Raw genomic sequence first — 26,394 nt, forward strand, 5'->3', positions numbered from 1 at the left:
ATGAACGCAACAGGGCCTCCCGGTCGACCGGGAGGCCCTTTCGATTCCGGCTGCATGTGCCTTGCTTGCCGGGCGGCGGCGATGCTAGGCGAAGAGCGGGCCGGTAGCTCAATGGTTAGAGCTCGCTGCTCATAACAGCGCCGGTGCCGGTTCGAGTCCGGCCCGGCCCACCATCTTTTTCCCAACCATTTGATTTCGCTTCCTTGCCCGTCGGTGCGGGAACAAGCGTTCGGCTTTGGTGCGGGAAACGGCCATGACGGTGGTCAGCGATTGACGTCGAGCCGCGGTGCCGCTCTCCAGAGCATGGCGGCTCCCAGCAGGGCGGCGCCGATCGAGGCGGCGAAGACCGCAATCTTGGCGGCGGCGAAATCGCCGGGATCGGCGAAGGCCTGGCCGGCGATGAACAGCGACATGGTGAAGCCGATGCCGGCAAGTGCGCTCGCGCCGGCAAGCTGCAGCCAGGAATACTCCGCCGGCTTCACCGCGACGCCGAGGCGGACGGCCAGTGCGGTGGCGCCGAGCATGCCGAGCGGCTTGCCGAGCACGAGCCCTGCCACGATCGCGAGCAGCAGCATCCCGCGGCCTTCGAGGACATCGGGCGCGATGACGACGCCGGCATTGGCGAGAGCGAAGAGCGGCAGCACCAGATAGCTCGAGCGGGCGCCGGCGTGCCGGAGCAGGCGGTCGGCCGGCGATTCCAGGCGATCATGGATCGCGTCGAGCGCGCGCAGGGCCGGGGTCGAGGGGCCGTGCCGCAGGACCTCGGCACCATGGGCCGCTTCCGCCAGCATGATCGAATTGGCCTGGGCGGTGAGCGCGGTGAGATCGGCTGGCGGGCGCGTCGGAATGAACAGCGCCAGCACGACGCCGGCCAGCGTCGCATGCAAGCCTCCGGCATAGACGCAGAGCCAGAGCGCGATGCCGATCAGCGCATAGGGCGCGACGCGATAGATATGCGAGCGGTTGAGCGCTGCAAGCCCGCCCGTCAGGACCAGCGCGGCCAGCAGGTAGCCGAGCTGGAGCTTGCCCGAATAGAACAGCGCCACCACGATGATCGCGCCGATATCGTCGACGATGGCCGCGGCGGTGAGGAAGATGCGCAGCTCGATCGGCACCCGCGAGCCCATCATGACAATGATCGCGATCGCGAAGGCCGTGTCTGTCGCCATCGGCACGCCCCAGCCATGCGACCAGGGGCCGCCGGGCAGGACGAGCATGTAGAGCGCCGCCGGCACCACCATGCCGCCGACCGCGCCGGCGATCGGCAGCGCTGCGGAGCGCCGGCCGGCGAGATGCCCGACGGTGAACTCGCGCTTGATCTCCAGCCCGACGACCAGGAAGAAGATCGTCAGCAGGCCGTCATTGACCCAGTGCTGGAGCGACATCCCGAAGCGGGCCTCGCCGAAGGACAGCGCCAGCTCGCGATGCCAGAACGCCTCGAAGCCCGGCCCCAGCGGCGAATTGGTCAGCGCGATCGCGAGGATCGTCGCGAGCAGGAGCAGGATGCCGGCCGAGGGCCCCCAGCTGGCGAAATCGAGTGCTGCGGCCCGGAAGCGGTGGCCGAGCGTCCCCAGCATCGCATCGAGGAAGGAGCTTTCATCCCAGGGGCCATCATAACGCCGCTCGTTGATGAAGAAGCTCGGCGTGAAGCGCACGCCGCTGGCATGGGAGCTGGCGATGTCGGCTTCGACGCGTGCCGCGGCCCGTTGCGCGTCGGTGGCGTCGTGCTCGGGGTCGATATCCGCAAGGCCGAGATCGCGCGCGACCGCCTCGAGATCCTCTTCGGTCAGAACCTGGGAGCGGGTCATCAGCTTGACATGCGCGTCCCAGAACTGCTCGGCGGTCGCTGCGCGTTCGACGAGGGCGGCGGCGCGTAGTGCGATGTCGCTGCCGGTCAGGGGCCGATGGCGGAAGACGTAGCGCAGGCGCTCGCCGAGCTGGTCGCGGACCTCGGCAATGCGCTCATTGGCGGCGCGGCAATAGGGGCAGGCATAGCTGCCATATTCAACGAGCGTGATCTGGGCGAGGCCGGGGCCGAGGATGTGATCGATCCTATCATCGACCGAGCGGTCGAGGCGGTTGGCAATCGCGGCCTCGGACATCCCTGTGGTCCCCTTTCTTCGACGAAAGCCGCCTGCCGCCTGGGTGCGGCCTTCCGGGCAAACCGATCCTGCCCATGGTAGCCACAATCGGGAAGATGCGTCAGCATCGGGTTTGGCCGCGCCGGCCGTCGGTCGGGCCGTTGGGCGCGAGGGAGCAACGATGACACGCCTTCTGGGAATTTCCGGCAGCCTGAGACAGGCGTCTTTCAATACCGGCCTGCTGCGGGCCGCAACGGAACTCACGCTCGACGGCGCGACCCTGCTGGCCGGCAGCATAGAGGGCATTCCGCTCTATAACGGCGACGACGAGCGGGAGCAGGGGATACCGCCCGCGGTGCAGGCGCTGAAGCAGCAATTGGCGGCGGCCGATGGCCTGCTGCTGTTCACGCCGGAATACAACAACTCATTGCCGGGCGTGTTCAAGAACGCGATCGACTGGCTGACGCGGCCGGCCTCCGATATCGGGCCGCTGTTCGGCGGCAAGCCGGTCGCCGTGCTCGGCGCCTCTCCGGGCGGCTTCGGGACGATCCTGGCACAGGATGCCTGGCTGCCGGTGCTGCGCACCCTCGGGACCCGGCCCTGGTTCGAGGGCCGGCTGATGGTGTCGCGGGCGCAGAGCGTCTTCGACGCCGAAGGCAACCTGACCGACGAGACCACGCGTCAGCGTCTCGCGCAGTTCATCGCGGGTTTCGCCGCCTTCGCCGCCGGGCGCTGAGCCGCTGTCAGGAAGCGCGGCGCGAAAGCCAGTCCGCGGCCAGGTCGATCGACGGCCCCAGGGGCGGACGGCTGATCGAGGTGCTGCCGGATTGGGCACCGTGATGAACGATCGAGACCCAGGAGCGTGATGGCTTGAGGGCTCATACGCTCCTGGGCCGGGTGTGGCGCGCGTCCGCTCGGGACGCGCGGGATCAGGCGAGCGGCTTGAGGTTGGCCTCGATCCGCGCCCGCTGCGCCTCGAGGAAGGGCGGCAGCGCCAGTCGCTCGCCGAGCGTTTCCAGCGGCTCATCGACCGCGAAGCCTGGTCCATCGGTGGCGATCTCGAACAGGTTGCCACCCGGCTCGCGGAAATAGAGCGACCGGAAATAGTAGCGCTCGACTTCGCCGCTGGAGGGAACCCGGTTTTCAGCCAGGCGACGGGACCACGCGTTCATGCCTTCGAGATCCGGAGTCCGGAAGGCGACGTGATGGACGCCACCCGCACCCTGCCGAGCGATGGGCAAGCCAGGCTGGACCGCAACGTGCAACTCCGCGGCCGGGCCACCTTCGCCCATCGTGAAGACATGCACCTCGCCTGCGCCGTCGGGCGAGGCGTAGCTGCGTTCGCGGCGCATGTTCATGACCTGCGTCAGCACGGCTTCGGTCGGACCGAGCTCGGGCACGCTGATCGTGATCGGGCCGAGCCCCCGGATCTGGTGTTCTGCCGGGACGGGGCTGCCCGACCAGGCATGAGCCTCGCCCGTGCCGCTGTCATCGATGAAGCGCAGACGCTGCCCTTCCGGGTCTTCGGCGTCGAAGGACGCCCTGCCATCCAGCAGCGCCACGTCGGTTTTGGCGTAGCCGCCGGCCGAAAGGCGCTCGTGCCAGAAATTCAGCGCGGTCTCGCCGGCGACGCGCAATCCTGTGCGCGAGATCGAATGCGTACCGCGCCGTTCGGGCGCTGCCGGCCAGTCGAAGAAGGTGATGTCGGTGCCGGGGCTCGCCTGCCCGTCGGCGTAGAACAGGTGATAGGCCGAGGTATCGTCCTGGTTCACCGTCTTCTTGACGAGGCGCAGGCCGAGCGTGTCGGTATAGAAGCGCTTGTTGCCCGGTGCGTCGGCGGTGATCGCCGTCAGATGATGGATGCCGCTGAGTTGAAGAGCCATGATCGTCCCTTTCTGGTTTCTCCTGCCTGATATCGAGGCGCCGGCTTGGCTCGGTAGGGGATGATTCAAGAACGGGTTGTTCGATAAACGCGAACAGCTGGCCCTGCGGCCTGACCATCTCTGATTGACGTGCAAATCCGACGTTGTCCGGGTCTTGGCCATAACATCGCCCAGAAATGACCAAACCGGCTTCAGTCTGTGACCGCATTTGCACGGCCTGATACGGCTTCCATCGGCAAAACACAGGAGGATACTCCATGCGAACCGCCATGATTGCCATCGGCACTGCTTTGATCGTCTCGGGCAGCGCGATGGCGCAAGCTCCGGCGTCGCCGACAGCACCGGCACAATCGGCTCCCTCCACTCAAAAGGAAACGACGATCAAGTCGATCAGCGTCGTCGACATGGACGCATTGCCGGCTGCCGCCCAGGAGCAGGTCAAGCAGCAATCGGCGGCGCAGCCGGCCGGACAGCTTCAGCAGATCCAGGCCACGATCGAAAACGAGCCGAAACTGAAATCGGCCCTTGCCGTGAAGGGCTTCACGTCCCGGGACGTGGTGATGGCCGCGCTCGACAGCGAGGGTGAACTGACCATCGTCGCGAAACGGGCGGCGTAAGCGGGATCGGTCACCCCTCCCGGAGGATGCGGACGAGTTCCGCCTCGACCTCCGGGGGATGGCCGAGGGCTTCGAGCTTCGCGACCGTCGATTCGATGGGATAGTCGAAGCTGCGGAGTTCGAAGGCGCCATCCTGCCAGACCGCATAGCTTGGTCGGGGCTTGCCGCCGCGCGGCTGGCCGATGCTGCCGGGATTGACGACGGTCTTGTTCCCGATCCTCCGGATGAAGGGCATATGCGTGTGCCCGACCAGCAGCACGTCGGCATCGACGCTTTCCAGTTCGGCTGCCCAGCCATCCGCATCCTCCAGCAGGTAGCCGTAATGCGGGTCCGACGGCGTGGCGTGGACGAGCTGGAACCGGGTGCCCTCGCGCACGGCCTGGACGGCGAGCGGCAGCTCGCGCAGATAAAGCTTCTGCTCTTCGCTCAGCTTTGCCGAAGTATGGCGGCGCGTCGCCTCGGCGATGGCGCGGAATTTCGGCGTCCAGCGGCTGTCGTCGTCGAAGCCGACGGCGTGGTCGTGGTTGCCCTGGATCGCGATATCGGCCCGGTCGCGGATGATCTCGACGACTTCGCGCGGCTGCGGGCCGAAATTGACCTGATCGCCCAGTACCCAGAGCTCGTCATAGGTCTCGGAGAACGCCCGGAGCGCATCGAGATTGCCGTGGATGTCGGAGATGATCGCGATCTTCATGGGGCGGCTCGTCGAGGCTGTCGTCGATGGCCTATGCGGGCATGAACCACCGTCACCTCTGCTTAGGCCGGGCGCTTCGCAAAGGCGAGCCCGATCCCGAGTGCGACCATCGCGGCGCCCGAGCCTTCGCGCAGCCGGCGGACGAGGTTCGGCCGCGCCGCAGCACCCTGCCGGATGCGGCTGGCTGCGAACGCCACGCCGATATCGGCCAACGTGTTGAGGATGACAGAAACGAAGCCGAGCAACAGGAATTGCAGCGCGACATTTCCGGCGGACGAGTCCACGAATTGCGGGATGAAGGCGAGGAAGAACGCTGCCGTTTTCGGGTTGAGTGCTTCAACGATAGCGCCTTCCCGGAAAGCGCGCCGCGACCCGACCGGTGCGATGTCCTCACTCTGGATCAGGGCAGCGGCCGCATCGCGACGGGCGATCTGGATGGTGCGGATGCCCAGCCAGACCAGATAGACGGCACCGATGAGCTTCAGCGCGGTGAAGAGCTCGGCGCTGGCCAGCACGATCGCGGAGACGCCGAGCGCTCCGGCGAAGACATGAACCATGCCGCCGAGCCCGGTGCCGAAGCTCGACGCCATGCCCTCCGTGCGTCCGCCGGCCAGCGTGCGGGCGGCGACGTAGAATATGCCGGGGCCGGGTGTGATGGCGAGCAGAAGCGCTGCGACGAAGAAGAGGGCGAACTGGGTGGGATCAGGCATAGGGGCACGTTTCCGGATTGAAGGTTGGGGCTCAGACCGGGATCAGCGTCGCGACATGGCGATCCATCGGGCGATCGCTTTCGGCAAGGCCTGCGGTCACGCCCGCGCGGTCGGCCGGGCTGCGGTTCTGGCTGAGCTTGCGTTTGCCTTCGAGCGTCGCGATCGGCATGCGCAGGCCGACGATGCCGCGCAACTGGGCCTGGACGAATTCCGCCGGCGCATCGGAGACGGCCCAGGGCGCAGCGCGTTCGCCCTCGTGCAGATTGGTGAGGCGCGTCACGACATCGAGCAACCGGGCGGGGTCGTCGAAGAACTCGACCGGGCCGGAGGCGTGGACCGTGACGTAATTCCAGGTCGGCACGACCTTGCCGGTCTCCTGCTTCAGCGCATACCAGCTTGGCGTGACATAGGCGTCGGGGCCGGAGAAGATGGCGAGGCCATTGCCGACCACGGGCGCGCGCCATTGCGGGTTCGCCCTAGCGAGATGTCCGTAGAGCACGCCATGCTCGCCCTCGGTCTCATCGATGAAGAGCGGCAGCGGCGTCGCGAGCGGACCCTCCGTCGTAGCGGTGATGAAGGTGGCGAGCCGGGCGGCCCGGATCGTGGCCAGAAGGCTGCCCCTGTCCTCGTCGCGAAAGGCCGGTGGGGTGTACATGCGGGAACTCCTTGTGTCGGCGCTGTCATGCCTGCAATCTGGACCGATCGGAATATCCAGTTCTGAAGGTTTTCTGTGGTCCAGTTGGAAGGGCAGGGCATCGCCCGCCGGATCATCGCCGCGATCAAGCAGCGGATTCATGGCGGAGAGTACCACCCCGGCGATCGCCTGCCGTCGAGCCGGGCGCTCGCCCTCGAATGGGGCGTGTCGCGCACCACGGTGACGGCCGCTTATGCGCAGCTGATCGGGGAAGGCTATCTGCTCAATCGCCCCGGCGCGCGTGCCGTCGTGGCGCGCGGGCTTGCCGCGGCGCCGATACCCAAGGTTGCTGCGCCTGCAAGCGAGCGGACTTTGTCCGACTTCGCCGAACGCCTGCTGGCCTTGCCCGCGCCGGCCCGGTTCCAGACCTATCGCGTCGCCGATCTCCGCTATGGCGACTTGAACGGGGCGGATTTTCCGATGCTGCCCTGGCGCCGCGCGCTGAACCGCGCGAGCCTGCGCCGCACTGAGCGTCTGCGTTACAGCGACCCGCAGGGCTCGGCTCCGCTCAGGGCTGCTTTGCAGAGCTATCTGTGGCGCGCTCGCGGGATCAGCTGCGCGCCGGAACAGATCGTCGTCGTCAACGGCTCGCAGCAAGGCCTCGATCTCTGCGCCCGGTTGCTGCTCAATCCCAGCGATCGGTTCGTCATGGAGGACCCAGGCTACGTGCTGGCGCGGCATGCGTTCGCTGCCGCGGGCGGCGTGGCGGTCCCTGTCGCCGTCGATCGCGAAGGCATCCGGACGGATGGGCTGCCGGCAGCGCGATTAGCCTATGTCACGCCGTCCCATCAGTATCCGCTGGGCAGCGTGCTTTCGGCGGCGAGGCGACGGGCCTTGCTGGACTGGGCCGTCGAAGCCGGGGCCGTGATCGTCGAGGACGACTATGACGGCGAATACCGGCACGGCGTCGCGCCGATCCCGCCTCTCCAGACGTCGGCGCCTGATACGGTCATCTATCTCGGCACGGTCTCGAAGACGCTCTCGCCGACCCTGCGGCTCGGCTATCTCGTCGTGCCGCCCGATCTCTGCGGCGTCTTCGCGGAGGCCAAGCGCCTCACCGACCGGCACACACCGCTGCTGGAACAGGAGGCGCTGGCGGAATTTCTCGCCAGCGGTGGCTATGAGCGCCATATCCGCAGCATCCGCCGGCGCAATGCGGAGCGCCGGGCCGCGCTGTTGCAGGCTCTGGCGACGGAGTGCGGTTCGCGCCTGACGGTGGCCGGTGCGGATACCGGCCTGCATGTCGTCGCCTGGCTGAACGGTGTCCCGGCGGAGCGGGAGGCGAGCATCGTCGAAGCCGCACGCGCGGCCGGGATCGGCCTCTATCCGATCGGGCCGCTCTACGCCTCTCCCTTGGAGCGCCCGGCCGAGGCCGGGTTCGTGATCGGCTATGCGGCGCATGATGTCGACGTCATCCGCCGCGGTATCGCCGGGCTGGCCGAGGTGTTCGCGGCGGCCGGCTGAGATCAGCTCCGCAGGCCGCCGAGCATCAGGTCGCAGTAATCCTGGGCGAAGGCCGCAGCGCGACGGCCCTTGCCCGGCTTGAACCAGCGCACCATCCAGTTGAGCATCGAGAGGATGGCGCGGCTGGTGGTGTCGATATCGATCGGGCGGAAGGCGCCCTGGGCGACGCCGTCGGCGATGATCTGCCGCAGCGCCTGCTCGTGATCGTCGCGCAGCTTCTGCGCCTCCGCGATCATCACCACGTTCTCCATGCCGCCATAGCCGACGAGCATGGTGAGGAAGCCATCGTAATGCTCTTCGAAGAAATCGGCATGGGCGGTCATGAAGCCGGCCAGCGCCTCTTCGGGGCCGGAGGTTTGCATCGTGGCTTGTGAGACATGCTGGCGTAAGCCCTCCAGCGTGCGCACGATGATCGCCTCGTAGATCTCCTTCTTGTTCGGGAAATAGTGATAGATCGCGGCCTTGGTGACCCCGACGGAGGCGGCGAGTTCTCCCAGCGACGTCCCGTCATAGCCGTCCTGGGCGAAGAGACGGGCGGCATCGTCGAGGATGCGGTTGCGCGCATCCGGAATGATCGGCGGGCGTCCCTGGCGCTTCGATTTGATTTCGGTGTTGCCGGGCGCCGACATGGTCTGCGTCAGCCGATCGCGCCGGAGGACCGCAGCCGCTCGATCTGCTCAGGTCCAAGGCCGAGATGCTCGGCCAGAACCGCGTCGGTATGCTGCCCGATCGCGGGCGGCGGCGTCGGCTCCCGGCTGGGGCTTGCGGACATGCGCAGCGGACTGCGGACCGAGCGGAAGCTGCCGATGGTCGGAGCGGGCACGGAGACGACGCTCTGGCGCAGCGCCGCGATGTCGCTGGTCAGGGCCTGGCCAACGCTGCGGACTTCGCCGGCCGGCACGCTGGCGGCACGCAGCTCGGCGAGCAGCGCAGGCAGACTCAGGCTTGCGAAATGCTGTTCGAGCAGGGGGAGCAGCGTGTCCCGATGCTCGGTGCGCTTGCGATTAGTCGCGTAGCGCGGGTCGTCGGAAAGATGGGCCAGGCCGATGACCCGGCAGAAGCGGCGGAACTGCTCTTCAGTCCCGACGGCGATGGCGATGCGCCCGTCGCTGCAGGCGAAGATCTGGTAGGGCGCGATGCTGGGATGGGCATTGCCGTAGCGGCCGTGCTCCTTGCCGGTATTGAGATAGCCCGAGGCGACATTCGCGAGGAGGAACAGCGCGCTGTCGTTGAGGCCGATATCGAGCCATTGCCCCTCACCGGTGCGCTCGCGCATGTAGAGCGCTGCGAGCACCGCCTGGACCGCGTTCATGCCGGTGACGAGATCGATGAAGGCGACGCCGAGCCGCATCGGTTCGCCATCGCGCTCGCCGGTGATCGCCATGAAGCCGGATTCAGCCTGGATGATGAAATCGTAGCCGGGGCGCTCTTCAAGTTCGTGCCCGCGCCCGTAACCGGAGATCGAGCAGACGATCAGGCGCGGATTGATCGCCTTCAGGTCCTCATAAGTCAGCTTGAACTTGCGCAGCGAGGCCGGCCGGAAATTCTCGACGAGGATATCGGCCTTGCGGGCGAGCTCGATGATGATCTCGCGACCCTCGGGCCTGCCGATATCGACGGCGAGGCTCTTCTTGTTGCGGTTGGCGCCGAGATAATAGGTCGAGATGCCCTCGACCGAGGGCGGCATCCAGCCGCGCGTGTCGTCGCCGGCGCCGGGCTGTTCGATCTTCCAGATCTCCGCGCCGAGATCGCCCAGCGTCATGGTCGCCCAGGGGCCGGCGAGGACGCGGGAGAGATCGAGAACCTTGATGCCGTCCAGTACCGCGCCCATCACCGCCCGCCTCGTGCTCTCGATATTTACTTACCGGCTGGAAGGTATTTAACTGCCAGGCCTTGTCAAGGAAGCCGGAGGCGCCGGGCGAGGGCAAGCGAGGGAGACGGCGATGGCCTTGGACAGCGAGACGATGCAGGGGCTGCTGGAGAGCGTGGCGCGTTTCGTGCGCGAGCGCCTGCGGCCCCTGGAGCATCAGGTCGCGCAGGAGGATCGCATTCCCGCGGAGATCCGCCGGGAGATCGCGGAAATGGGCCTGTTCGGCCTGTCGATCCCGGAAGAGTACGGCGGTCTCGGCCTGACGATGGAGGAGGAGGTCCGTGTCGCCTTCGAACTCGGCAAGACCTCGCCGGCTTTCCGCTCGCTGATCGGGACCAATAACGGCATCGGCTCGCAAGGGCTGATCATGGACGGCACGGAAGAGCAGAAGCGGCGCTACCTGCCGCGACTGGCTTCGGGCGAATTGATCAGCTCGTTCGCGCTGACCGAGCCGGAGGCGGGTTCGGATGCGGCTTCGCTGAAGACCTCGGCGCGAAAGGTCGAGGGCGGCTATATCCTCAACGGCACCAAGCGCTTCATTACCAATGCCCCGCATGCCGGGCTGTTCACGGTGTTCGCGCGGACCGATCCGTCGCAGCCCGGCGCCAAGGGCGTCTCGGCCTTCCTCGTCGAGGCTGGTACTCCGGGGCTCTCGCTCGGGCCGATCGACAAGAAGATGGGCCAGAGCGGTTCGCATACCTCGGATGTGATCTTCGAGGATTGCCGCGTGCCGGCCGATGCGCTGCTCGGCGGGCGCGAGGGGCAAGGCTTCCGCACGGCGATGAAGGTACTCGACCGGGGACGCCTGCACATCTCGGCGGTCTGTGTCGCGATGGCCGAGCGCGTGATCGATGACAGCCTGCGCTACGCCGTCGAGCGCAAGCAGTTCGGCCAGCCGATCGCCGAATTCCAGCTCGTGCAGGCCATGCTCGCCGACAGCCGGACCGAGGCCTATGCGGCGCGTTGCATGGTGCTGGAGACGGCGCGGGCCAAGGATCGCGGCGAAGACGTCGCGACGGATGCCGCCTGCTGCAAACTCTTCGCCAGCGAGATGGTCGGCCGCGTCGTCGACCGCGCGGTGCAGATCCATGGCGGGGCCGGCTATATCGCCGATCACGGCATCGAGCGCTTCTACCGGGATGCGCGCCTGTTCCGGATCTACGAGGGCACCTCGCAGATCCAGCAGATCGTCATCGCTCGCAACATGGTGAAGGCGTTGGGCTGAAGTCCCTCAGCGCCGCTCGTCGAGCGCGTCGCGGACGCCGTCGCCGAGCAGGTTCACCGCCAGGATCAGCAGGCAGAGCCCGGCGCCCGGCAAGGCGATCAGCCAGGGGTCGAACAGGATGTGTTCGCGCCCTTCGGCGATCATCAGGCCCCAGGACGGGGTCGGCGGCTGGGCGCCGAGGCCGAGGAAGGAGAGCGCGGCTTCGAGCAGGATGACGTTGGCGATCTCCAGCGTCGCGACCACGATCAGCGTGTTGCGCAGGTTCGGCAGGATGCCGTGCAGCATGATGTAGAGATGCGAGGCGCCGAAGGATTGGGTCGCCTGCACGAACTCCCGGCTGCGCAGGCTCTGAGCCGCGGCGCGCACGACCACGGCGAAACGGTCCCAGAGCAGCAGGCTCAAGACGATGGCGAGCGTCTTCAACGAGGCGCCGCCCAGCGCCACCGCTGCGAGCGCGACCAGCACGATCGGCAGCGAGAGGCGCGTCGTCACGATGAAGCTGATCGCCATGTCGACACGCCCACCGAAATAGCCGGCGGCGAGCCCGAGCATCGTGCCGATGAACCCGGCGCAGAGTGTGACGCCAAGCCCGATCAGCAGCGAGACGCGTGCGCCATAGAGCAGGCGGGCGAGATAGTCGCGGCCGAGATGGTCAGTGCCGAGGAGGTGCGCCGGGTCCGAGCCCGGATACCAGAACGGCGGCACCATGCGCTTGCCGAGATCCTGGGCGATCGGATCATGGCTTGAGAGCCAGGGCGCGAAGATCGCGACGAAGACGATGACGGCGAGCAGGCCGCCGCCGATGCGGATGGCGCTGCTGGCGCTCAGACCCTTGAAGAGCTTGCGCCGGCGGATGGCAGGGCTGTCGGCGATCGACATCAGGCGCTCCTTAGGCGGGGATCGAGCCAGGCATTGATCAGGTCGGCCACGGTCGTCAGCGTGACGTAGATCAGCGAGAGGATCAGGATGATTGCCTGCACGACGGGCAGGTCGCTGCGCAGCAGCGATTCCCAGGCGAGGCGGCCGAGACCGTTGATGGCGAAGACGCTCTCGATCACGATCGAGCCCGAGAGCATCAGGCCGAACTGCACGGCGGCGAGCGAGACCAGCGGCAGCACGGCGTTGCGCAGCGCGTGGACCAGCAGGACGCGCGGCTGCGAGGCGCCCTTGGCGCGGGCGGTGCGGATATAGTCGGCGGTGAGCACGTCGATCATGCCGGCGCGGGTGAGGCGCATCAAAGCGGGCATCGCGTAGTAGCTGAGCACCACGACGGGCAGGATATAGCCCTGCCAGCTTTCCGTACCGGAGATCGGCACGAGCCCGTACCAGACGCCGAAGACGACGATCAGGATCAGGCCGAGCCAGAAGCTCGGGATCGCCTGGCCGAGCACGGCGAGCATCAGGGCGATGCGGTCGATCGTGCCGCCGGGCTTGAGCGAGGCGAGGATGCCGAGCGGGACGGCGACGACGAGCGCTAGCAGGAAGGCGAGAGAGCCGAGGACGAGCGTGACTGAGAGCCGCTCGGTGATGATCGGCGCCACCGGCAGGTTGAAATAGAGGCTCGTGCCAAAATTGCCGGTGAAGGCATTGCCGATCCAGCTCAGGAATTGCAGCGGGATCGGCCGGTCGAGGCCATAGGCCTGCCGGATCAATTCGACATCCTGCGCCCGGCCGGCCTGTCCGGCGAGGACGACGGCGGGATCGCCGGAGACGAACATCAATCCGAAGGCGACGGCCGAGACGGCGAGCGCCACGAGGGCGGCGACGATCAGGCGGCGCGCGAGAAAGGGCAGCATGACGGCTCCGGGAATAGCGGGTCGGCCTGCCTGGCAGGGATGGCGCCGCTACCGGGCGAAAGCCCGTAGCGGCGCGGCGATACGGATGAAGCTGTTACTTCCAGCTCGACAGCCACCAGCGGGCGAACTCGTCCGGATGGGGCTTGAAGGTGAGCTGCTGCGACAGGCCGTAATTGATGTTGAAGTCGTACATCGGCAGCCAATAGGCCTGATCGGCGATCTTCTTCAGCGCCTCGGCGTAGTTCGCCTCGCGTAGCGCGCGGTCCTGCGAGGTGTCGGCCGCGTTGACCAGTTCCATGACTTCCTTGTCCTGGACGAGGTCGTCGGCGCCGCCGCCGAAGAAGTTGGAGATGATGAAGGCGACGTCGCCGGTGCCGTAGCTGCCCCAGTTGGTGAAGAAGGCCGGCAGTTCGCCTGCGCGCCATTTCTGCACGCCGGCGGCATATTGCTGCTCGTTCAGCGTGGTGCGGATGCCGGCCTTGCCGAGATCATTGGCGATCGCCTCGGCGACCGGGCGCGGCATGGCGGCGAAGACCATCTCGATGTCGACGCCATTGGCGAAGCCGGCTTCCGCCAGCAGCGCCTTCGCCTTGGTCGGGTCATAGGCGTATTTCGTCACGTCCTGGGCGCAGCCGAACTGCTTGGGGTTGCAGGCGGCGTTGAGGACCTGCGAGGCGCCCCCGGCGAAGGCCTTGACGATGGCCTCGCGGTTGACGGCGTGGTTGATCGCCTGCCGGACCTTCAGGTTCTTGGTCGGGTAGTCCTTGCCCTTGCCGGTCACGGTCATGCCGACATAGGAGATGCGCATGATCGGGCCGTTGACGATCTGCACGCGGCTGGCGAGGCGCGCGGCCTGGTCCGGCGGGATGCGCCAGGTCCAGTCGAGCTTGCCGGCCATCAGCTCGGCGAACTGGGTGTTGAGCTCGGGGATGGTGCGCACGACGATCTTGCCGATCGCGGGCTTGCCCTTGGGGCTGCCGGCATAATGGCCGTCAAAGCGCTCGAAGGCGTAGCGGATGCCGGGCGTCATCTCGGTGAGCTTGTAGGGGCCGGTGCCGACGGGCTTGGCCGCCATGCCGGCCGAGCCGACCTCCTTGAAATAGGCGGCCGGGTAGATCGGCAGCGCATCGGCGAGCATCTCGACAGCGCCGGCGAAGGGCTTCGCCATCTTGATGCGGACCTGGAAGTCCGAGACCTTCTCGACCTTGTCGATCCAGTCCACGGCGATGCGGAAGCGCGTGCCATAGGCGGGGTCGAGCACGGTGGTCAGGGTGTAGACCACGTCGTCGGCGGTGAACTTCGCGCCGTTATGGAAGGTCACGCCCTCGCGCAGGTCGAACTCCATCGTCGTGGGATCGACGAAGCGCCAGGCCTTGGCGAGCGCGGGCTTGATCTCGCCGGTGTCGAGATCCTTGTAGAGCAGGCCGTCATAGATGTGCCGGGCGAGGATCAGGCCCTCGCGGCCGGCGATCTTGTAGGTGTCGAGCGCTTCCGGCTCCAGCGCGAAGGCGGCGTTGAGCGTATCGTCGGCCTTCCCGGCCATGGCCGGAGCCGGTGCCAGCGCAAAGGACGCAGCCAGCAGCGCGCCGGCCAGCGCGGTCGTTCCCAAAATCTTCATCGGTCTGTTCCCCTGTGTCTTCTGGATGATCCGTCCGGCCGAAGCGCGCCTCTATGGGCGATTCTGCGGCCGGGGCCTACGAGGCTCGCGATGTTTCGAAGAGTTTCCGCGCGCCGTTGATCTCGTCGATGCGTTCGCCCTTGCTGACCCGCTCGATGATGCCGGGCTCGGCCGCCTGCATTCCTGCGCAGGTCCGCGCCAGCGCTTCGGCCTCGGCGGGATCGATGACGCAGACGCCGTTCTCGTCGGCGAGGACGAGGTCGCCGGGACGCACCGTCGCGCCGCCGCAGTTCACAGTCTCGCTGATCGTGCCGCCCTTACCGAGGAGCTTCGTCGTCAGGGGCGAGCGGCCGCGGCACCAGACCGGAAGGCCGGAGGCCCGGATCGCCGCGACATCGGTGACGAAGCCGTCGATGACCACGCCGACGATGCCGGCGGCCTGGGCGGCGGCGGTCATCACCGCGCCCCAGCAGGCATGGCGGTCGTCGCCCAGGCGGTCGATGACGAGGATGTCGCCGGGCTTGGCCTGGGTCAGGGCGCAGGAGAGAACCGCGCCGTCATCGGGCGGAACGCTGACGGTGAGGGCCGGCCCGCAGACGCGCGGGCCCTCGATGACGCACTGGAGCGCCGGCGCCATGAAGCCCTCGGTCAGGATATGGCCGAGCGTCGCGGTCTCGATCTCGCGGAAGAGCGCGGCGCGCTGTGCGATCGAGGCTTCGGCCGATGATCCGGTCGCTGTCATGGTCGCCCTTGCGCTGGAGGATGTCGCGTTCTGCCGAACCTACGGAAGCACCGAAACCGGGTCCAATAGACAGTTCCTATGCTAAGCATAGGCTTGCCACGGCAGCCGGTTTGCATAAGGGGCAGGGGCCACCAAGGGAAGAGAGATACGCGCTTGAACGGAACGAAGCCGAAGCTGCACCATCTCAACTGGAACCTGCTGCACACCTTCCTCGTCATCGTCGAGGAGCGCAGCATCACGCGGGCGGCCGACCGTCTGCTCGTGCGCCAGCCCACGGTCAGCGCGGCGCTGCAAAGGCTCGAGGAGACGCTGGGCGGCCAGCTCATCCAGCGCGACAGCCGGCGCTTCGTCCTGACCAAGCGCGGCGAGCTGCTCTACAAGGAATGCGTCGACATCTACCGCAGCGTGGCGCGCATCGGCGACCGTCTGTCGGAGGATCATGACGATCTGACCGGGCTCGTGCGGCTGCTCGTCGTGACCCATGTCGTGCTGCCGCCGCTCGACCGGACGCTGACGCAGCTCAACCGCAAGCATCCCGGCGTCAGCGTGCGCATCGACGTCGCCAACAGCCAGGACATCGTCCGCGCCATCTCGCAGAAGCTCAGCCCCTTCGGCTTCTGCCTGCTCGCCAAGCCTTTGGCCGGGCTCGACTGCCGGCCGCTGCTGCGCGAGGAATTCGGCATCCTGTGCGGGCGCGGCCACCCGCTCTTCGGGCTCTCGGATGTGCCGCTGGCGGAATTGCGCGACGAGCCCTTCGTCGCGCTCGCCTGCGGGCAAGACGGCGCGCTGGAGCCGATGGTCTCCGTCAGGGAAGGGGCTGGGCTCGGCAGCCGGGTCGTCGGCTCCAGCCCGAATCTCGAAGAGGTCACCCGGATGATCGCGGCCGGGCTCGGCATCGGTATCCTGCCGCTGGCCTCGGTGGCGGAGGCGCTGGAAAGTCGTTCCCTGTGGAACCTCGCACGGCCCGAGGATCTGCTCGGCGCCGATCTCTATTTCGTCTCCAATCCGGCGATGCAGCTCAATGCCGCGGAAGAGGCCTTCCTGCGGCTGTTCGAGCAGCAGCGCGTCGCGACCGAGGAGGAACCGGCGACTGAGCCCGCCGAGGTGCTTCTCAGCGATCCGCTCGTGCCATGACGGTGTGAAGCAGCACGTTGAGACCGGGTTCGAGGTCTCCCTTCGTGCAGAGCTCGGCGTTGTTATGGGTGATGCCGCCCTTGCAGGGTGCGAAGATCATCGTCGTCGGCGCATGGCGCGCGACGAAATAGGCGTCGTGCCCGGCCTGGCTGAGGATGTCCTGGGTGCGATAGCCCAGCGCCAGCGAGGTCTGGCGGACGCTGTCGATCAGCTCCTGCGCGAAGATACTGCCGCCCCATTTCCAGATATCGAGGATCTCGGCGGTGCAGCCGGCGCGGGCGGCGGATTCGCCGACGGCGCGGCGGACGCGCTCGGCCATCACCTCGGAGGTTTCGGGATCGGGATGGCGGACGTCGCAGACGGCCTGCGCCCAGTCGGAGAGGATGCCGGGCTTGTTCGGCCAGGCGGCCAGGCGTGCGGCCGTCGCCTTGCCGCCGCCGGCGGCATAGGCCCAGCCGATCTCGTCGGTCTCGACCAGCAGACGGGCGCCGGCCAGAAGAGCGTTGCGGCGGCGCTCCATCGGCCAGGGGCCGGTATGGGCGGTCTCGCCCTTGAACTCGACGAGCATGCCGGTGCTCGGGAAGCCGCCGGTGACGACGCCGACCTGCATGCCGTCGCGGTCGAGATAGTAGCCCTGCTCGATATGGAACTCGATATAGGCGTCGAAGGCGTGCGGTGCCGCTTCCATCTCGCCGCGATAGCCGATCCGCTCCAGCTCCTGGCCGATCGTGCGGCCTTCCTCGTCGGTGCGCCCCTGCGCGAAGTCGAGCGTATAGGCGCCGACGAAGCAGCCGGAGCCGACCATCGGCGGCGAGAAGCGTGCGCCTTCCTCATTGGTCCAGTTGACGATCTCGATCGGCCGGCGCGTGCGATGGCCGAGCGCGTCGAGCGTGCGGCAGACTTCGAGACCGCCGAGCACGCCGGCGATGCCGTCGAAGCGGCCGCCATTGATCTGGGTATCGAGATGGCTGCCCATCACCACCGGCGGCAGGCTGTCATCGGTGCCGGCGCGGCGGGCGAAGATGTTGCCGATGCCGTCGACGCGCACGGTGAGACCCGCCTCGCGGCACCAGCCGACGAAGGTGTCGCGGATGTCCTTGTCGGCATCGGAGAGGGCGAGGCGCGAGAGGCCGCCCGGCCGGCCCGGACCGATCTCGGCCGAGCGCTCGATCGTGCTCCAGAACCGCTCGATGTCGATACGGGCCGTGTCGAGGCTGGGCATGACGTTCTCCTCTCCGCCGGATTGGGCGGGAGCTGCTGCGGGGCGAACAGGTCTGCTCTGCCAGAGCGAGCGAACCATCCGCCGCAGGATTTCAGGCCGGGGGCGGCGCAGGCAAATAGATATTGCCTATGCTAGTCATCGGCGCGCCCGCGTCAGCGCAATTGGCCAGCCGCTTCGGCTGCTCGTTGCCGGGGCCGGACGATCGCCCAGGAGCCGACGAGCACGATGATCTCGGAGAGCGCGCCGCCGAGCAGCGCCCAGGACGGCGAGACCGTCAGCAGCAGGACGAAGACGAGCAGCAATCCGGCGGCGGCAGCGATCGCCGAGAGGATGGCGATGGAGCGATAATCCTGCACGATCTCCAGCCAGATGCGCGGCATGACATAGAGCATCGGCAGGCTGCTCATCACCCAGGCGAGCACGGATATCTCGAAGAACCGCGCGCCCTCGAGGCTACCGGGCTCGATGAAGGGCAGGGCGATCAGGACGACGATGCCGTAGAGGATGCCCAGGCAGGCGAGCGGCAGGGGCCAGCGCCGCAGCCTTTGCCCGACCTTGGCGAAGTCGCGATGCGCCATGAGCTTCGAGAGCTCGGGGTGCATCATGTTGGCGAAGCCGGCGGAGACGATGCGCAGCGGCACGAAATTGACCAATGCCGCCGCGATCGGGGCGTAAGCCGCCGGGCCGGCCATCGCCGCGACCATCAGTGCCATGCCCTGGCCCTGCAGATTGGTGATCGTCACGCTCAGCACCGACCATTTCAGGTCGCGCCAGAGCCGACGATAGCGCCGCCAGACATGCCGGCCGAAGCTGAGCCGAAGCGTGCGCCGTCCCAGGACCAGCAGCACCGCGATGCCGAGTGCATTGGCCGCCGTCATCACCATGAAGGTATGCTGGAGGATATGGGTGTCGTCCCAGATCACCCAGGCCGTTCCCGCCGTTCCGCTCAGCGTGAAGGCGAGGTCGCTGGTGCTGACCAGCATCTGCCGGCCGCGGGCGAAGAAGACCATGCGGATATGCGCCCGCATCGCCCACAGGCCGACGAAGGCGCCGCCGAACAGGGCCCCCTCGTCGAGCCAGACGTTGAGCACGCCGGTGACGACGATGCCCAGCAGCAGCGACAGCAGCATCGCGGCCGAACCGAAGCTGACCTCATAGGCGCCGGCCGCACCGGTGCGGCGGCTCTGGGCGATCGCGATGCTGGCGGGCAGGGCCGTGAGCGCGCGGATATAGGTCAGGCCGAGGCCGCCGACGACCATCACCAGCGCGAAGATGCCGTAATCGCGGGCGGATACCGCATGCAGCAGCGCGATGTTGAGGCCGAGATGGAAGGCGCTCTGCATCGCCTCGCCGCCGACCATGACGACGAGCCGCAGGACGATGCGGCGGATGGCCTGGAGATTCATCGCAGGCCGGCCGGGCTCTGGCGCAGCATGTCGTCGGCGACGGCGGCGATGGCTCGTGCCACCGCTTGCTCGCTGAACAGGGCGGTGAAGCGCTCGCGCCCGGCCCGGGCCATCGGCGCGAGGATGTCCGGCTTGTCGACGATCTCTGCAAAAGCCTGTGCGAGTGCGCCTGCGTCGCCCGGCGGCAGCAGGCGGCCGGTGATGCCGTCTTCCACCACCTCGCGCAGGCCGCCGATGGCGGAGGCGAGCGGCGGGCGACCGAAGGCCATCGCCTCGATCGCGACGCGGCCAAGCGATTCGGGCCGGCGCGACGGCACGGCGACGACATCCGCCCAGCGATAGAGCGGCGTCGGATCGTCGAGGAAGGGCTCGACGCTGACATGGGAATCGAGGCCGGCGCTTGTCACGGATTCGCGCAGGGCGATTTCGAGGCCGGGATCCTCGAAGGCGCTGCCGACGATGCGGGTCTCGATGCGGCCGCGGATCTCCGCGGGAAGGGCGGCGAGCGCCGCGAGCAGGATTTCCTGTCCCTTGATGCGATTGATCCGGCCGAGCATCAGCACGCGCAGACGGCGCTTGCCGTCATAGTCTGTCGGCGCCCAGTCGGCGGGGCCGGCGACGCCGTTATAGATCACGTCCGAGGGAAGGCCGGGCGGGGGCTCGAAGGCCTCGCGCGTCGCCCGCGAGTTGAAGATCAATCGGGCGCGACCCCAGAGGACGAGCCGGCGCAGCAGCGTGCGGGTCGCGCCTTCGGGAATCTCGTGGATGTGCTGGAGCGCCTTGCCCGGGAAAAACCGGGCGGCGAGGACGTGATCGACGATGACCGAGGTGTTGATGTAGACGAGATCGCAACGCCGGAAGCGTCGTGCGGCCCGGAGAACGGCGCGGGGGAGGACGACCGGCGCGGTTGCGATCAGCCGGGGCAGGTCCCTGCGCCTGAGCACCCAGAGCGGCTCGATCACGATCCGGCTGGCGCTGCCTTCGAGCAGCCCCCGGATCGGCCCCTCGCGTGGCAGGACGACCTCGATCTCGGCGGAAGGATAGGCTTGGCGCAGGGCCGCGACGCTTTCGGCGAAGCTGCGATCCGAGCCATAGAGCTCGTAACCCTGGTGAATGCAGGCAATGCGGAGGGTCACGATCCATTTCCGTTCGAGGCCGCGGCGGCCCGTTCCGGGCACGTCCGGAATTCGGGAAAGCAGACCCTAACCATTCCAAATGAAAGGAGGATAAATCACGGTTCTTCAAGGCATAATGCGAGATGCGACGTTTTGCTCGCGATTCTTCGCGAGCCGGTTTGGACAGTTTTAAAATGGCTACCCCTCCCACCCTGCTGATCCTTGGAACACGCGGGATTCCGGCAGCGCATGGCGGTTTCGAGACCTTTGCGGAGAAACTGGCGCTCTTTCTGGTCGAGCGTGGCTGGCGCGTCGGCGTCTACTGCCAGGATGAGGTGACCACCGTCACGCAGCGCTTTCGCAGCGAGATGTGGCGGGGCATCGAGTTGATCCGCACGCAGGTCGCGTCGGAAGGGCCGCGTGCGACGCTCGAATTCGACTGGCACTGCGTACGCGATGCGGCGCGGCGCGAGGCGGTGAGCCTCGTGCTCGGCTATAACGGGGCCGTCTTCCTGCCCTGGCTGCGCCTGTCCGGCCGGAAGATCCTGACCAATATGGACGGCATCGAATGGCGTCGGCCGAAATGGCCCTTTCCGGTCCGTGCCTGGTTCTGGGTCAATGAATGGATCGCGGCCTGGACGTCAAACCGGCTCGTGGCCGACCACCCGATCATCGCCGATCATCTGGCGACCCGCCGACCGCGCGCGGCGACGGCGATGATTCCCTATGGCGGCGTGCCGATCTCCTCAGCACCGACAGCCCCGCTTGCCAAGCTCGGCCTTGAAAGTGGCCGCTACCTCGTCTCGATCGCCCGAATCGAGCCGGACAATTCGATCCTCACGCTGGTCGAGGCGTTCTCACGCAAGCCGCGTGGCATGAAGCTCGTGGTCCTCGGGACGCTTTCCGACGAGATCGACTACCATCGCCGGATCATGGCCGCGGCCGGGCCGGAGGTGCTGACGCCGGGTGCGATCTACGATGCGAATATCGTCCAGGCCCTGCGCTTCCATGCCCGCGCCTATATGCACGGCCATACCGTCGGCGGCACCAATCCGTCGCTGGTCGAGGCGCTCTGGGCGGGCAATCCGGTCATCGCGCACGACAATCCCTATAACCGCTGGACGGCTGGCGATGCCGGCTTGTTCTTCTCCGACGAGGCAAGCTGCTCCGAGGCGATCGAGAGGCTGATCGCCGATGACGACCTCGCCGGGCGCCTGAAGGCGGCAGCGCTGGCGCGGGCGCGGGAGAGCTTCGAGTGGGAAGCCGTGCTCGAACATTACGAGCGGGAGGCGCTGGCTCTGATGAACCGGGGCGCCGAGCCGGAACTGACCGCCGTCAAACTGGCGGACAAGGGCTGCGGATGAGCTTCAGCCGCCGGGCCGTTCTGGCGGGCGCTGCAGGAGCGGCCCTCCTCGGCCGGGATCGGGCGCGGGCGGCAGGACCGATCGTCCTTCGGCGCGGGATCAACCTCTGGCCCTGGTTCTCGCTGACGCGGGAATTTCCGGCGCCACGCATCGACTATGACTGGCCGCCTTTCCAGCTCGACCGACCGGTTCCGACCGCGCGCGATCTCGGGCAGTTGCGGCGGGCGGGCTTCGATTTCGTGCGCATCCCCGTCGACCCCGGCCCGATCGTCGCCGCGGCGCCGCGCGAGGGTGGGATTCTGCTGGATCAGGTCATTGCTGCGGTCGCGCTGGCGCTCGGCCAGGATTTCACGGTCGTGCTCAATCTCCACGCGAATGCCGCGACGCATCACTGGACGCCGGCGCATTTCTTCGGCAGCGAGACCGCTCCCGGCTTTCCCGCCTATCTCGCGTTGATCGCCGAACTGGCGCGGCGACTCGCCCGGCTGGATCCGGACCGCGTCGCGCTCGAACCGGTCAACGAGCCGTTCCAGGCCTGCGGCGCGGCCGAATGGGAGCGGCTCCAGAAGCGAATGCTCGGCGCCGCCCGCAGCGCCGCGCCCGGCCTGACCCTGGTCGCGACCGGAGCCTGCGGCAGCATGATCGCCGGGCTGGAGCCGCTGAAGGCGAGGGCACTGGCGGCTTTCGAGCCGCTGCTCTTCACCTTCCATTTCTACGAGCCCTATCTGTTCTCCCATCAAGGCGCGAAATGGATGAGCGAGCCGTTCTATCCGGCGCTCAACGCGGTGCCGTGGCCGGCCTCGCGCGGAACGCTGGAGGCGACGCTCGCTGCTGTCCGCGTTCGCATGGCGGAGCTCGGCCAGCCGGCAACGGGACGCGGCGCAGCCACCTACCGGGAGACCGAGCGGGTGCTGAAGGAGTATTTCGACGCCCGGCCGGACCGCCCCTCCATCGAAGGCTTCCTGCGGAACGTTCGAGCCTGGTCGGAGCGCGAGGGCGTCGCGCCCGGCCGCATCCTGATGGGCGAATTCGGTGCCGTCCGCACAGGGGCCGGCATCGCCGCCTCCGCGCCCGCCGACCGGGCGCGCTATGTCCGCGACGTCCGGATGAGCGCCGAGGCGCTCGGCTTTCCATGGGCCTTCTGGAACCTGTTTGACAGCCTCGGTCTGCTGGTCGACGATGTCAGCCGGCGGCCCGACCCGGCCATGATCGAGGCGCTCGGGCTGACGATGCCGGGCTGAGTGTGTTCGTCCGGCCTTGACGCTCCGGCCGGTAGAGGCAGAGCACGACGATCGCGAACTTGGCAGGCAGCGTGGTCTTGGTCGCGATGCTCTCCGAGCCGTTCAGAAGGATGATCCAGACCACCATCGGCAGCCAGACGCCGCCGGCCCGCCCCAGCCGCGCGAGCTCGTACATGAACAGGCCGAAGGCCACGGTGACCAGCGCGGTGACGATCGCGCCTTGGTAGAGGATCATGCGGATGAAGGGGTTCTCGATGCCCCATTCCAGGCCGTTGACGCGCCGGAGCGTGTCGACGAGCTCGTTGTCCGGGCCGAAGACGAGGTCGCCTAGCGAGAACATGCCGAGCAGGTCGAGCATTTCCTTGCGGGCATTGGCGCTGCCGCCGTCGGAAATGAAGCGCGCGGCCAGATCGTCGAAGAAGCCGAGAACTGCCAGCCCGCCGATCGCGACCGGCAGCAGCGCAGCCATCAGGCAGCCGATCGCGGCGCCGACCAGCGAGACCCTGCCGCGGCGCAGCGAGGCGAACAGCATGACGATGCCGTAGCAGAGGCCCAGTGCCAGCGAGGCCAGAAGCGCGGTGCGCCCGCCGAAAACGACGAGGGCGGCGCTCTGCAAGGCGATCAGCGTGCCGCGCACGGACGGCGACAGGGGGCGGGCGCCGCTGATCAGCGCCATCAGGTAGCAGGCCGTGATCATCGCATTGGCGAGGGGATGGCCATGCAGCGCCGCCGATCGCGTATCGGTCTCGAAGGCGATGCCGTCGAAGCGATAGGGGAACAGCCTGATCTGGGTGACGAATTCAGCGAGCGCGAGCAGGGCGTTCAGCGTCATCACGACATGCAGCAGCGTGGTCAGCGTCGCCATGGTCTCGTCATCGGCATCGGCCAGCAGGAAGACGAGGAGGCAGGCGGCGACATAGGTGTCGACCAGACCGCCGATGCCGGCGCCGCCGCGCAGGAGGGTCACCACGATGACGGCGATGGTGACGACCAGCATCAGCAACGTCGCCGGCCGGGCGCTGGCGAGATGGATGCCGCGGCTGACCGGGTCGCCGCTGGCGATCAGGCTCCAGCAGAAAACCAGCACGATCATGTAGGTCGAGGGGTGGATCTTGGTGGCGGCGGAGCCGGCGAGGCCGTCGTAATTATAGCCGACAAGCCAGAGCATGCCGCCGGAGACGCAGAACAGCACCAGCACCGCGGCGAGCGTGCCGATGCGGCTCAGGCCGCCGAGGCGCGCCCAGACCGGTGCTGCCCGAAGCCCTGCGGCGGCGCCGGGGCCGGCGGTGCGCATCAGCCGCTTCCGCCGTTGTCGACGAGGATCGTCGCCGTGATCGAGCGACCCATGATGCGCGCGGCCTCCATGGCCTGGACGATATCCTGCTGGCGCGTGGCATAGAGCCGGGCGACCAGCACGATCTCTTCGGCCATGCCGACGAGCGGGGCGATCCTGACATTGCGGCCGAGTGCGCCGCCATCCATCACGACGAGATCGAAATGGCGGCTCGCATCGGCCAGCATCCGCGTCGCGAAGGTGCGGCCGACGCCCTTCTGCGGCGGGGCCTTGCGGCGCCCGCCCGACATCATCGCGACGTCCTTGCTGGCGCCGAAATGGATCGCCGCCTCCAGGCTGCTTTCGCCACGGAGCAGGTCCATCAGGCCGGGGCCGGTTTCCTCCGGCGCCTTTTCGAGATCGGCATCGACCAGCAGCACGCGCTCGCCCTGTTGCACGGCTGCTTCCGCAAGGAGATCCGTCACGCGCTCGCGATCGGCCGCGTCGGCCTCGACCGAAGTCAGGAGGAGGCTGCGGGCCGCCGTCGCACCCGTTTCCGGCGCGTTGAACAGGCGCAGCAGCGCGAGCCCGGCCTCGCCATCGGCTTCCGCTGGCGCGGGCGACGCCTTCCATAGGCGCCAGCGTCGTTTCGTGGCCGGCTTGCGCGGACGCATGATGGCGATGACCGGCGCGCCCACCAGCGCCTCCGTCTGGGAACGGGACATGAGATGAGGCGCGGCGTATTCCCCGATCAGCGCGACGCCCGCGCCAAGGCCGAGGCCCAGCATTCCGGCAGCGGCGATGAGTGGCAGGGTCGGCGGCCAGCTCTTCTGTTGCGGCGGCTGCGCCCGGCTGATGATGCGGGCATTGGTGGTGTCGAGACTGGCCTGTTCGCGGGTTTCCTGGGCGCGCAGCAGAAAATTAGCATAGACGGTGCGGGCAGCCTCGAGATCGCGCTGGAGATCGCGCAGCCGGACCGAGGCCTGGTCTGCTCCCTGCGTCTGCCGGGTCAGGGCTTCCAGCTTGCCGGACAAGAGCTTCTCGTTGCCGAGCGCGCGCTCGTAATCGGTGCGCACGGATTGCTCGACGCGGGCGATTTCGGTCGCGATCATCTGGCGGATATGGACGAGCTGGCTCTGAGCCGCGCCGATCGAGGGATGGCGCGGGCCGAGCTGGCTCTGCAGATCGGCCGCGCGCTGGACCAGCGTCGCCTCCTGCTCGCGCAGCTTGGCGACGACCGGTGACTGGATCGCCTCGGTCGAACTGCCGGCGAGGCTGCCGCCGCTGCGGCGCTGCTGGGCGATCTGCTCGACCTGGGATTTGAGCGCGGCCGTCCGTGCCTGGGCCGCGGAGAGCTGGTTGCTGATCTCGCCGAGCTGCTGGTCGCTGATCAACCGACCGGAGGAGGCGACGAGATTGTTCTCCTGGCGGTAGCGCTCGACGGCATTCTCGGCTTTCTCGACACGCTTGCGCTGTTCGTCGAGCCGGGCGGTCAGGGAATCGGCAGCTTCGATCGCTGCCTTGCTGCGGGCATCGGCCTGGTCTGCGAGATAGGCTTCGGCGATGGCGTTGGCGAGTTTCGCGGATTTCTCCGCATCCTTCGTCGTCACGACGACGTCGACGACGAAGACCTTGTCGGCGCGGCGCACAGAGAACAGGCGGCGCAGATTGGTCAGCGTGCGCGTTTCCGCCGGCGTCAGGCTGCCATCGGCATTCGGCGGATCGGCGGCGCCCAGGCCGAAAAGGCGCGAGAGCAGGCCTCGACCATTGAACTCGCTATCCTCCGCGAGATGCGTGGCGCGGATGGCGCGCATCAGCACGCTGGTGGACTGGATGACGCTGGTCTGACTCTCGACCTGCGCCAGACCGCCATCCGGAGAGACGGTGCTGGGGTTGACGTCGTTGCTGACGACGTTGCGATCGCGCGGGTCGATCAGGAGCTGGGCCGAGGCGGTATAGAGCGGCGAGCTCACGACGCCATAGGCCAGCGCCAGGCCCGCCAGCAGGCCGGCGATGCCCAGGATCATGAAACGGCGATACCAGAGAATGCGCCAGAGCTCGGAAATCTCGACAGCGCCATCCGGGCGCCGGCGATAGCCTTCCCGAGGAGCCGGCTGCACCGCTTCCTCCTGCCGATGATCGCTCGCAGCCAGGCTGGCCATTCCTCTACTCTACTCAACGCAACAATGCCGGCACAGCGGCCTTTCCAGGCCGCGGCACCTCCGGGACCATGCCATCGACTCCT

At 67.7% G+C, this 26,394-nt stretch carries 23 protein-coding genes and 1 tRNA gene; 8 read left to right on the forward strand and 16 right to left on the reverse strand.

What is annotated here, in order from left to right; all coding sequences use genetic code 11:
• Positions 1–97 precede the first annotated feature (97 nt).
• Positions 98–173: transfer RNA gene (locus BLQ70_RS06830), tRNA-Ile, on the forward strand.
• 90 nt (positions 174–263) lie between these two features.
• Here BLQ70_RS06830 and nhaA read toward each other — a convergent pair.
• A complete protein-coding gene (gene nhaA / locus BLQ70_RS06835; RefSeq protein ID WP_091856364.1) occupies positions 264–2,102 on the reverse strand; it encodes a Na+/H+ antiporter NhaA in 1,839 nt (612 codons plus the stop codon).
• A gap of 160 nt (positions 2,103–2,262) precedes the next feature.
• On the opposite strand from nhaA, the gene BLQ70_RS06840 reads away from it, so the two are divergent.
• On the forward strand, positions 2,263–2,817 hold the full coding sequence (locus tag BLQ70_RS06840) for an NADPH-dependent FMN reductase (protein WP_061970229.1): 555 nt from the start codon (positions 2,263–2,265) through the stop codon (positions 2,815–2,817).
• Positions 2,818–3,010: 193 nt separating this feature from the next.
• Here the strand turns inward: BLQ70_RS06840 and BLQ70_RS06845 are convergent, their stop codons facing one another.
• Positions 3,011–3,964 (reverse strand): ring-cleaving dioxygenase, encoded by a 954-nt coding sequence (locus BLQ70_RS06845; RefSeq protein WP_091856365.1) that lies wholly within the window; start codon positions 3,962–3,964, stop codon positions 3,011–3,013.
• A gap of 269 nt (positions 3,965–4,233) precedes the next feature.
• Between BLQ70_RS06845 and BLQ70_RS06850 the strand changes: the two genes are divergently transcribed.
• Entirely contained in the window at positions 4,234–4,581 is a 348-nt protein-coding gene (locus BLQ70_RS06850) for a hypothetical protein (protein ID WP_091856366.1), read from the forward strand.
• A 10-nt stretch (positions 4,582–4,591) separates the two neighbouring features.
• Here the strand turns inward: BLQ70_RS06850 and BLQ70_RS06855 are convergent, their stop codons facing one another.
• The 3 genes from BLQ70_RS06855 to BLQ70_RS06865 form a co-directional block, all read right to left on the reverse strand.
• Complete coding sequence (locus BLQ70_RS06855) at positions 4,592–5,275, reverse strand: metallophosphoesterase family protein (RefSeq protein WP_091856367.1); 684 nt, start codon at positions 5,273–5,275, stop codon at positions 4,592–4,594.
• A gap of 62 nt (positions 5,276–5,337) precedes the next feature.
• Complete coding sequence (locus BLQ70_RS06860) at positions 5,338–5,985, reverse strand: LysE family translocator (RefSeq protein ID WP_091856368.1); 648 nt, start codon at positions 5,983–5,985, stop codon at positions 5,338–5,340.
• A gap of 31 nt (positions 5,986–6,016) precedes the next feature.
• Positions 6,017–6,640, reverse strand: a complete 624-nt coding sequence (locus tag BLQ70_RS06865) for an FMN-binding negative transcriptional regulator (protein ID WP_091856369.1) — start codon at positions 6,638–6,640, stop codon at positions 6,017–6,019.
• Positions 6,641–6,715: 75 nt separating this feature from the next.
• On the opposite strand from BLQ70_RS06865, the gene pdxR reads away from it, so the two are divergent.
• Entirely contained in the window at positions 6,716–8,143 is a 1,428-nt protein-coding gene (gene pdxR / locus BLQ70_RS06870) for a MocR-like pyridoxine biosynthesis transcription factor PdxR (RefSeq protein ID WP_091856370.1), read from the forward strand.
• Positions 8,144–8,145: 2 nt separating this feature from the next.
• On the opposite strand, the gene BLQ70_RS06875 is transcribed toward pdxR, so the two are convergent.
• Both BLQ70_RS06875 and BLQ70_RS06880 read right to left on the reverse strand, forming a co-directional pair.
• Positions 8,146–8,772 (reverse strand): TetR/AcrR family transcriptional regulator, encoded by a 627-nt coding sequence (locus BLQ70_RS06875; RefSeq protein ID WP_091856371.1) that lies wholly within the window; start codon positions 8,770–8,772, stop codon positions 8,146–8,148.
• Between the two features lie 8 nt (positions 8,773–8,780).
• Complete coding sequence (locus tag BLQ70_RS06880) at positions 8,781–9,974, reverse strand: CaiB/BaiF CoA transferase family protein (protein ID WP_091856372.1); 1,194 nt, start codon at positions 9,972–9,974, stop codon at positions 8,781–8,783.
• A 112-nt stretch (positions 9,975–10,086) separates the two neighbouring features.
• Between BLQ70_RS06880 and BLQ70_RS06885 the strand changes: the two genes are divergently transcribed.
• Positions 10,087–11,238: an acyl-CoA dehydrogenase family protein gene (locus BLQ70_RS06885; protein ID WP_091856373.1), complete on the forward strand. Its 1,152-nt coding sequence runs from the start codon at positions 10,087–10,089 to the stop codon at positions 11,236–11,238.
• Between the two features lie 6 nt (positions 11,239–11,244).
• Here BLQ70_RS06885 and BLQ70_RS06890 read toward each other — a convergent pair whose 3' ends face one another.
• The 4 genes from BLQ70_RS06890 to BLQ70_RS06905 all read right to left on the reverse strand — a co-directional run bounded on the left by BLQ70_RS06890 (position 11,245) and on the right by BLQ70_RS06905 (position 15,394).
• Positions 11,245–12,117 carry an ABC transporter permease gene (locus BLQ70_RS06890; protein ID WP_091856374.1) on the reverse strand — a complete coding sequence of 291 codons (873 nt, stop codon included), beginning with the start codon at positions 12,115–12,117 and terminating at the stop codon, positions 11,245–11,247.
• Complete coding sequence (locus tag BLQ70_RS06895) at positions 12,117–13,034, reverse strand: ABC transporter permease (protein WP_091856375.1); 918 nt, start codon at positions 13,032–13,034, stop codon at positions 12,117–12,119. The genes BLQ70_RS06890 and BLQ70_RS06895 overlap by 1 nt, the downstream gene beginning before the upstream one ends.
• A gap of 94 nt (positions 13,035–13,128) precedes the next feature.
• Positions 13,129–14,652, reverse strand: a complete 1,524-nt coding sequence (locus tag BLQ70_RS06900) for an ABC transporter substrate-binding protein (protein WP_091856376.1) — start codon at positions 14,650–14,652, stop codon at positions 13,129–13,131.
• Between the two features lie 76 nt (positions 14,653–14,728).
• Positions 14,729–15,394 carry an RraA family protein gene (locus tag BLQ70_RS06905; protein ID WP_091856377.1) on the reverse strand — a complete coding sequence of 222 codons (666 nt, stop codon included), beginning with the start codon at positions 15,392–15,394 and terminating at the stop codon, positions 14,729–14,731.
• Positions 15,395–15,547: 153 nt separating this feature from the next.
• Here BLQ70_RS06905 and BLQ70_RS06910 point away from each other — a divergent pair, with 153 nt between their 5' ends.
• The gene (locus BLQ70_RS06910) at positions 15,548–16,528 is read left to right on the forward strand and encodes a LysR family transcriptional regulator (RefSeq protein WP_244511931.1); all 981 of its coding nucleotides are present in this window, start codon (positions 15,548–15,550) and stop codon (positions 16,526–16,528) included.
• Here the strand turns inward: BLQ70_RS06910 and BLQ70_RS06915 are convergent.
• From BLQ70_RS06915 to BLQ70_RS06925, 3 genes are all read right to left on the reverse strand, one after another.
• A complete protein-coding gene (locus tag BLQ70_RS06915; RefSeq protein ID WP_091856379.1) occupies positions 16,506–17,750 on the reverse strand; it encodes a Zn-dependent hydrolase in 1,245 nt (414 codons plus the stop codon). The two genes, BLQ70_RS06910 and BLQ70_RS06915, sit on opposite strands and share 23 nt — an antisense overlap.
• Before the next feature lie 152 nt (positions 17,751–17,902).
• Positions 17,903–19,156, reverse strand: a complete 1,254-nt coding sequence (locus BLQ70_RS06920; RefSeq protein ID WP_091856380.1) for a hypothetical protein — start codon at positions 19,154–19,156, stop codon at positions 17,903–17,905.
• Positions 19,153–20,292: a glycosyltransferase family 4 protein gene (locus tag BLQ70_RS06925; protein WP_091856661.1), complete on the reverse strand. Its 1,140-nt coding sequence runs from the start codon at positions 20,290–20,292 to the stop codon at positions 19,153–19,155. Before BLQ70_RS06925 ends, BLQ70_RS06920 begins: the two co-directional genes overlap by 4 nt.
• A gap of 173 nt (positions 20,293–20,465) precedes the next feature.
• On the opposite strand from BLQ70_RS06925, the gene BLQ70_RS06930 reads away from it, so the two are divergent.
• Positions 20,466–21,635: a DUF1972 domain-containing protein gene (locus BLQ70_RS06930; RefSeq protein WP_091856381.1), complete on the forward strand. Its 1,170-nt coding sequence runs from the start codon at positions 20,466–20,468 to the stop codon at positions 21,633–21,635.
• Complete coding sequence (locus tag BLQ70_RS06935; RefSeq protein ID WP_091856382.1) at positions 21,632–22,876, forward strand: glycoside hydrolase family 5 protein; 1,245 nt, start codon at positions 21,632–21,634, stop codon at positions 22,874–22,876. The genes BLQ70_RS06930 and BLQ70_RS06935 overlap by 4 nt, the downstream gene beginning before the upstream one ends.
• Here the strand turns inward: BLQ70_RS06935 and BLQ70_RS06940 are convergent.
• Together BLQ70_RS06940 and BLQ70_RS06945 are read right to left on the reverse strand one after the other, a co-directional pair.
• Positions 22,818–24,170, reverse strand: a complete 1,353-nt coding sequence (locus BLQ70_RS06940; RefSeq protein ID WP_210184251.1) for a VpsF family polysaccharide biosynthesis protein — start codon at positions 24,168–24,170, stop codon at positions 22,818–22,820. The two genes, BLQ70_RS06935 and BLQ70_RS06940, sit on opposite strands and share 59 nt — an antisense overlap.
• A complete protein-coding gene (locus BLQ70_RS06945; protein WP_091856383.1) occupies positions 24,170–26,311 on the reverse strand; it encodes a GumC family protein in 2,142 nt (713 codons plus the stop codon). Before BLQ70_RS06945 ends, BLQ70_RS06940 begins: the two co-directional genes overlap by 1 nt.
• Positions 26,312–26,394 lie beyond the last annotated feature (83 nt).

The sequence above is a fragment of the Allobosea robiniae genome, assembly GCF_900102525.1.
Lineage (GTDB): Bacteria > Pseudomonadota > Alphaproteobacteria > Rhizobiales > Beijerinckiaceae > Allobosea > Allobosea robiniae.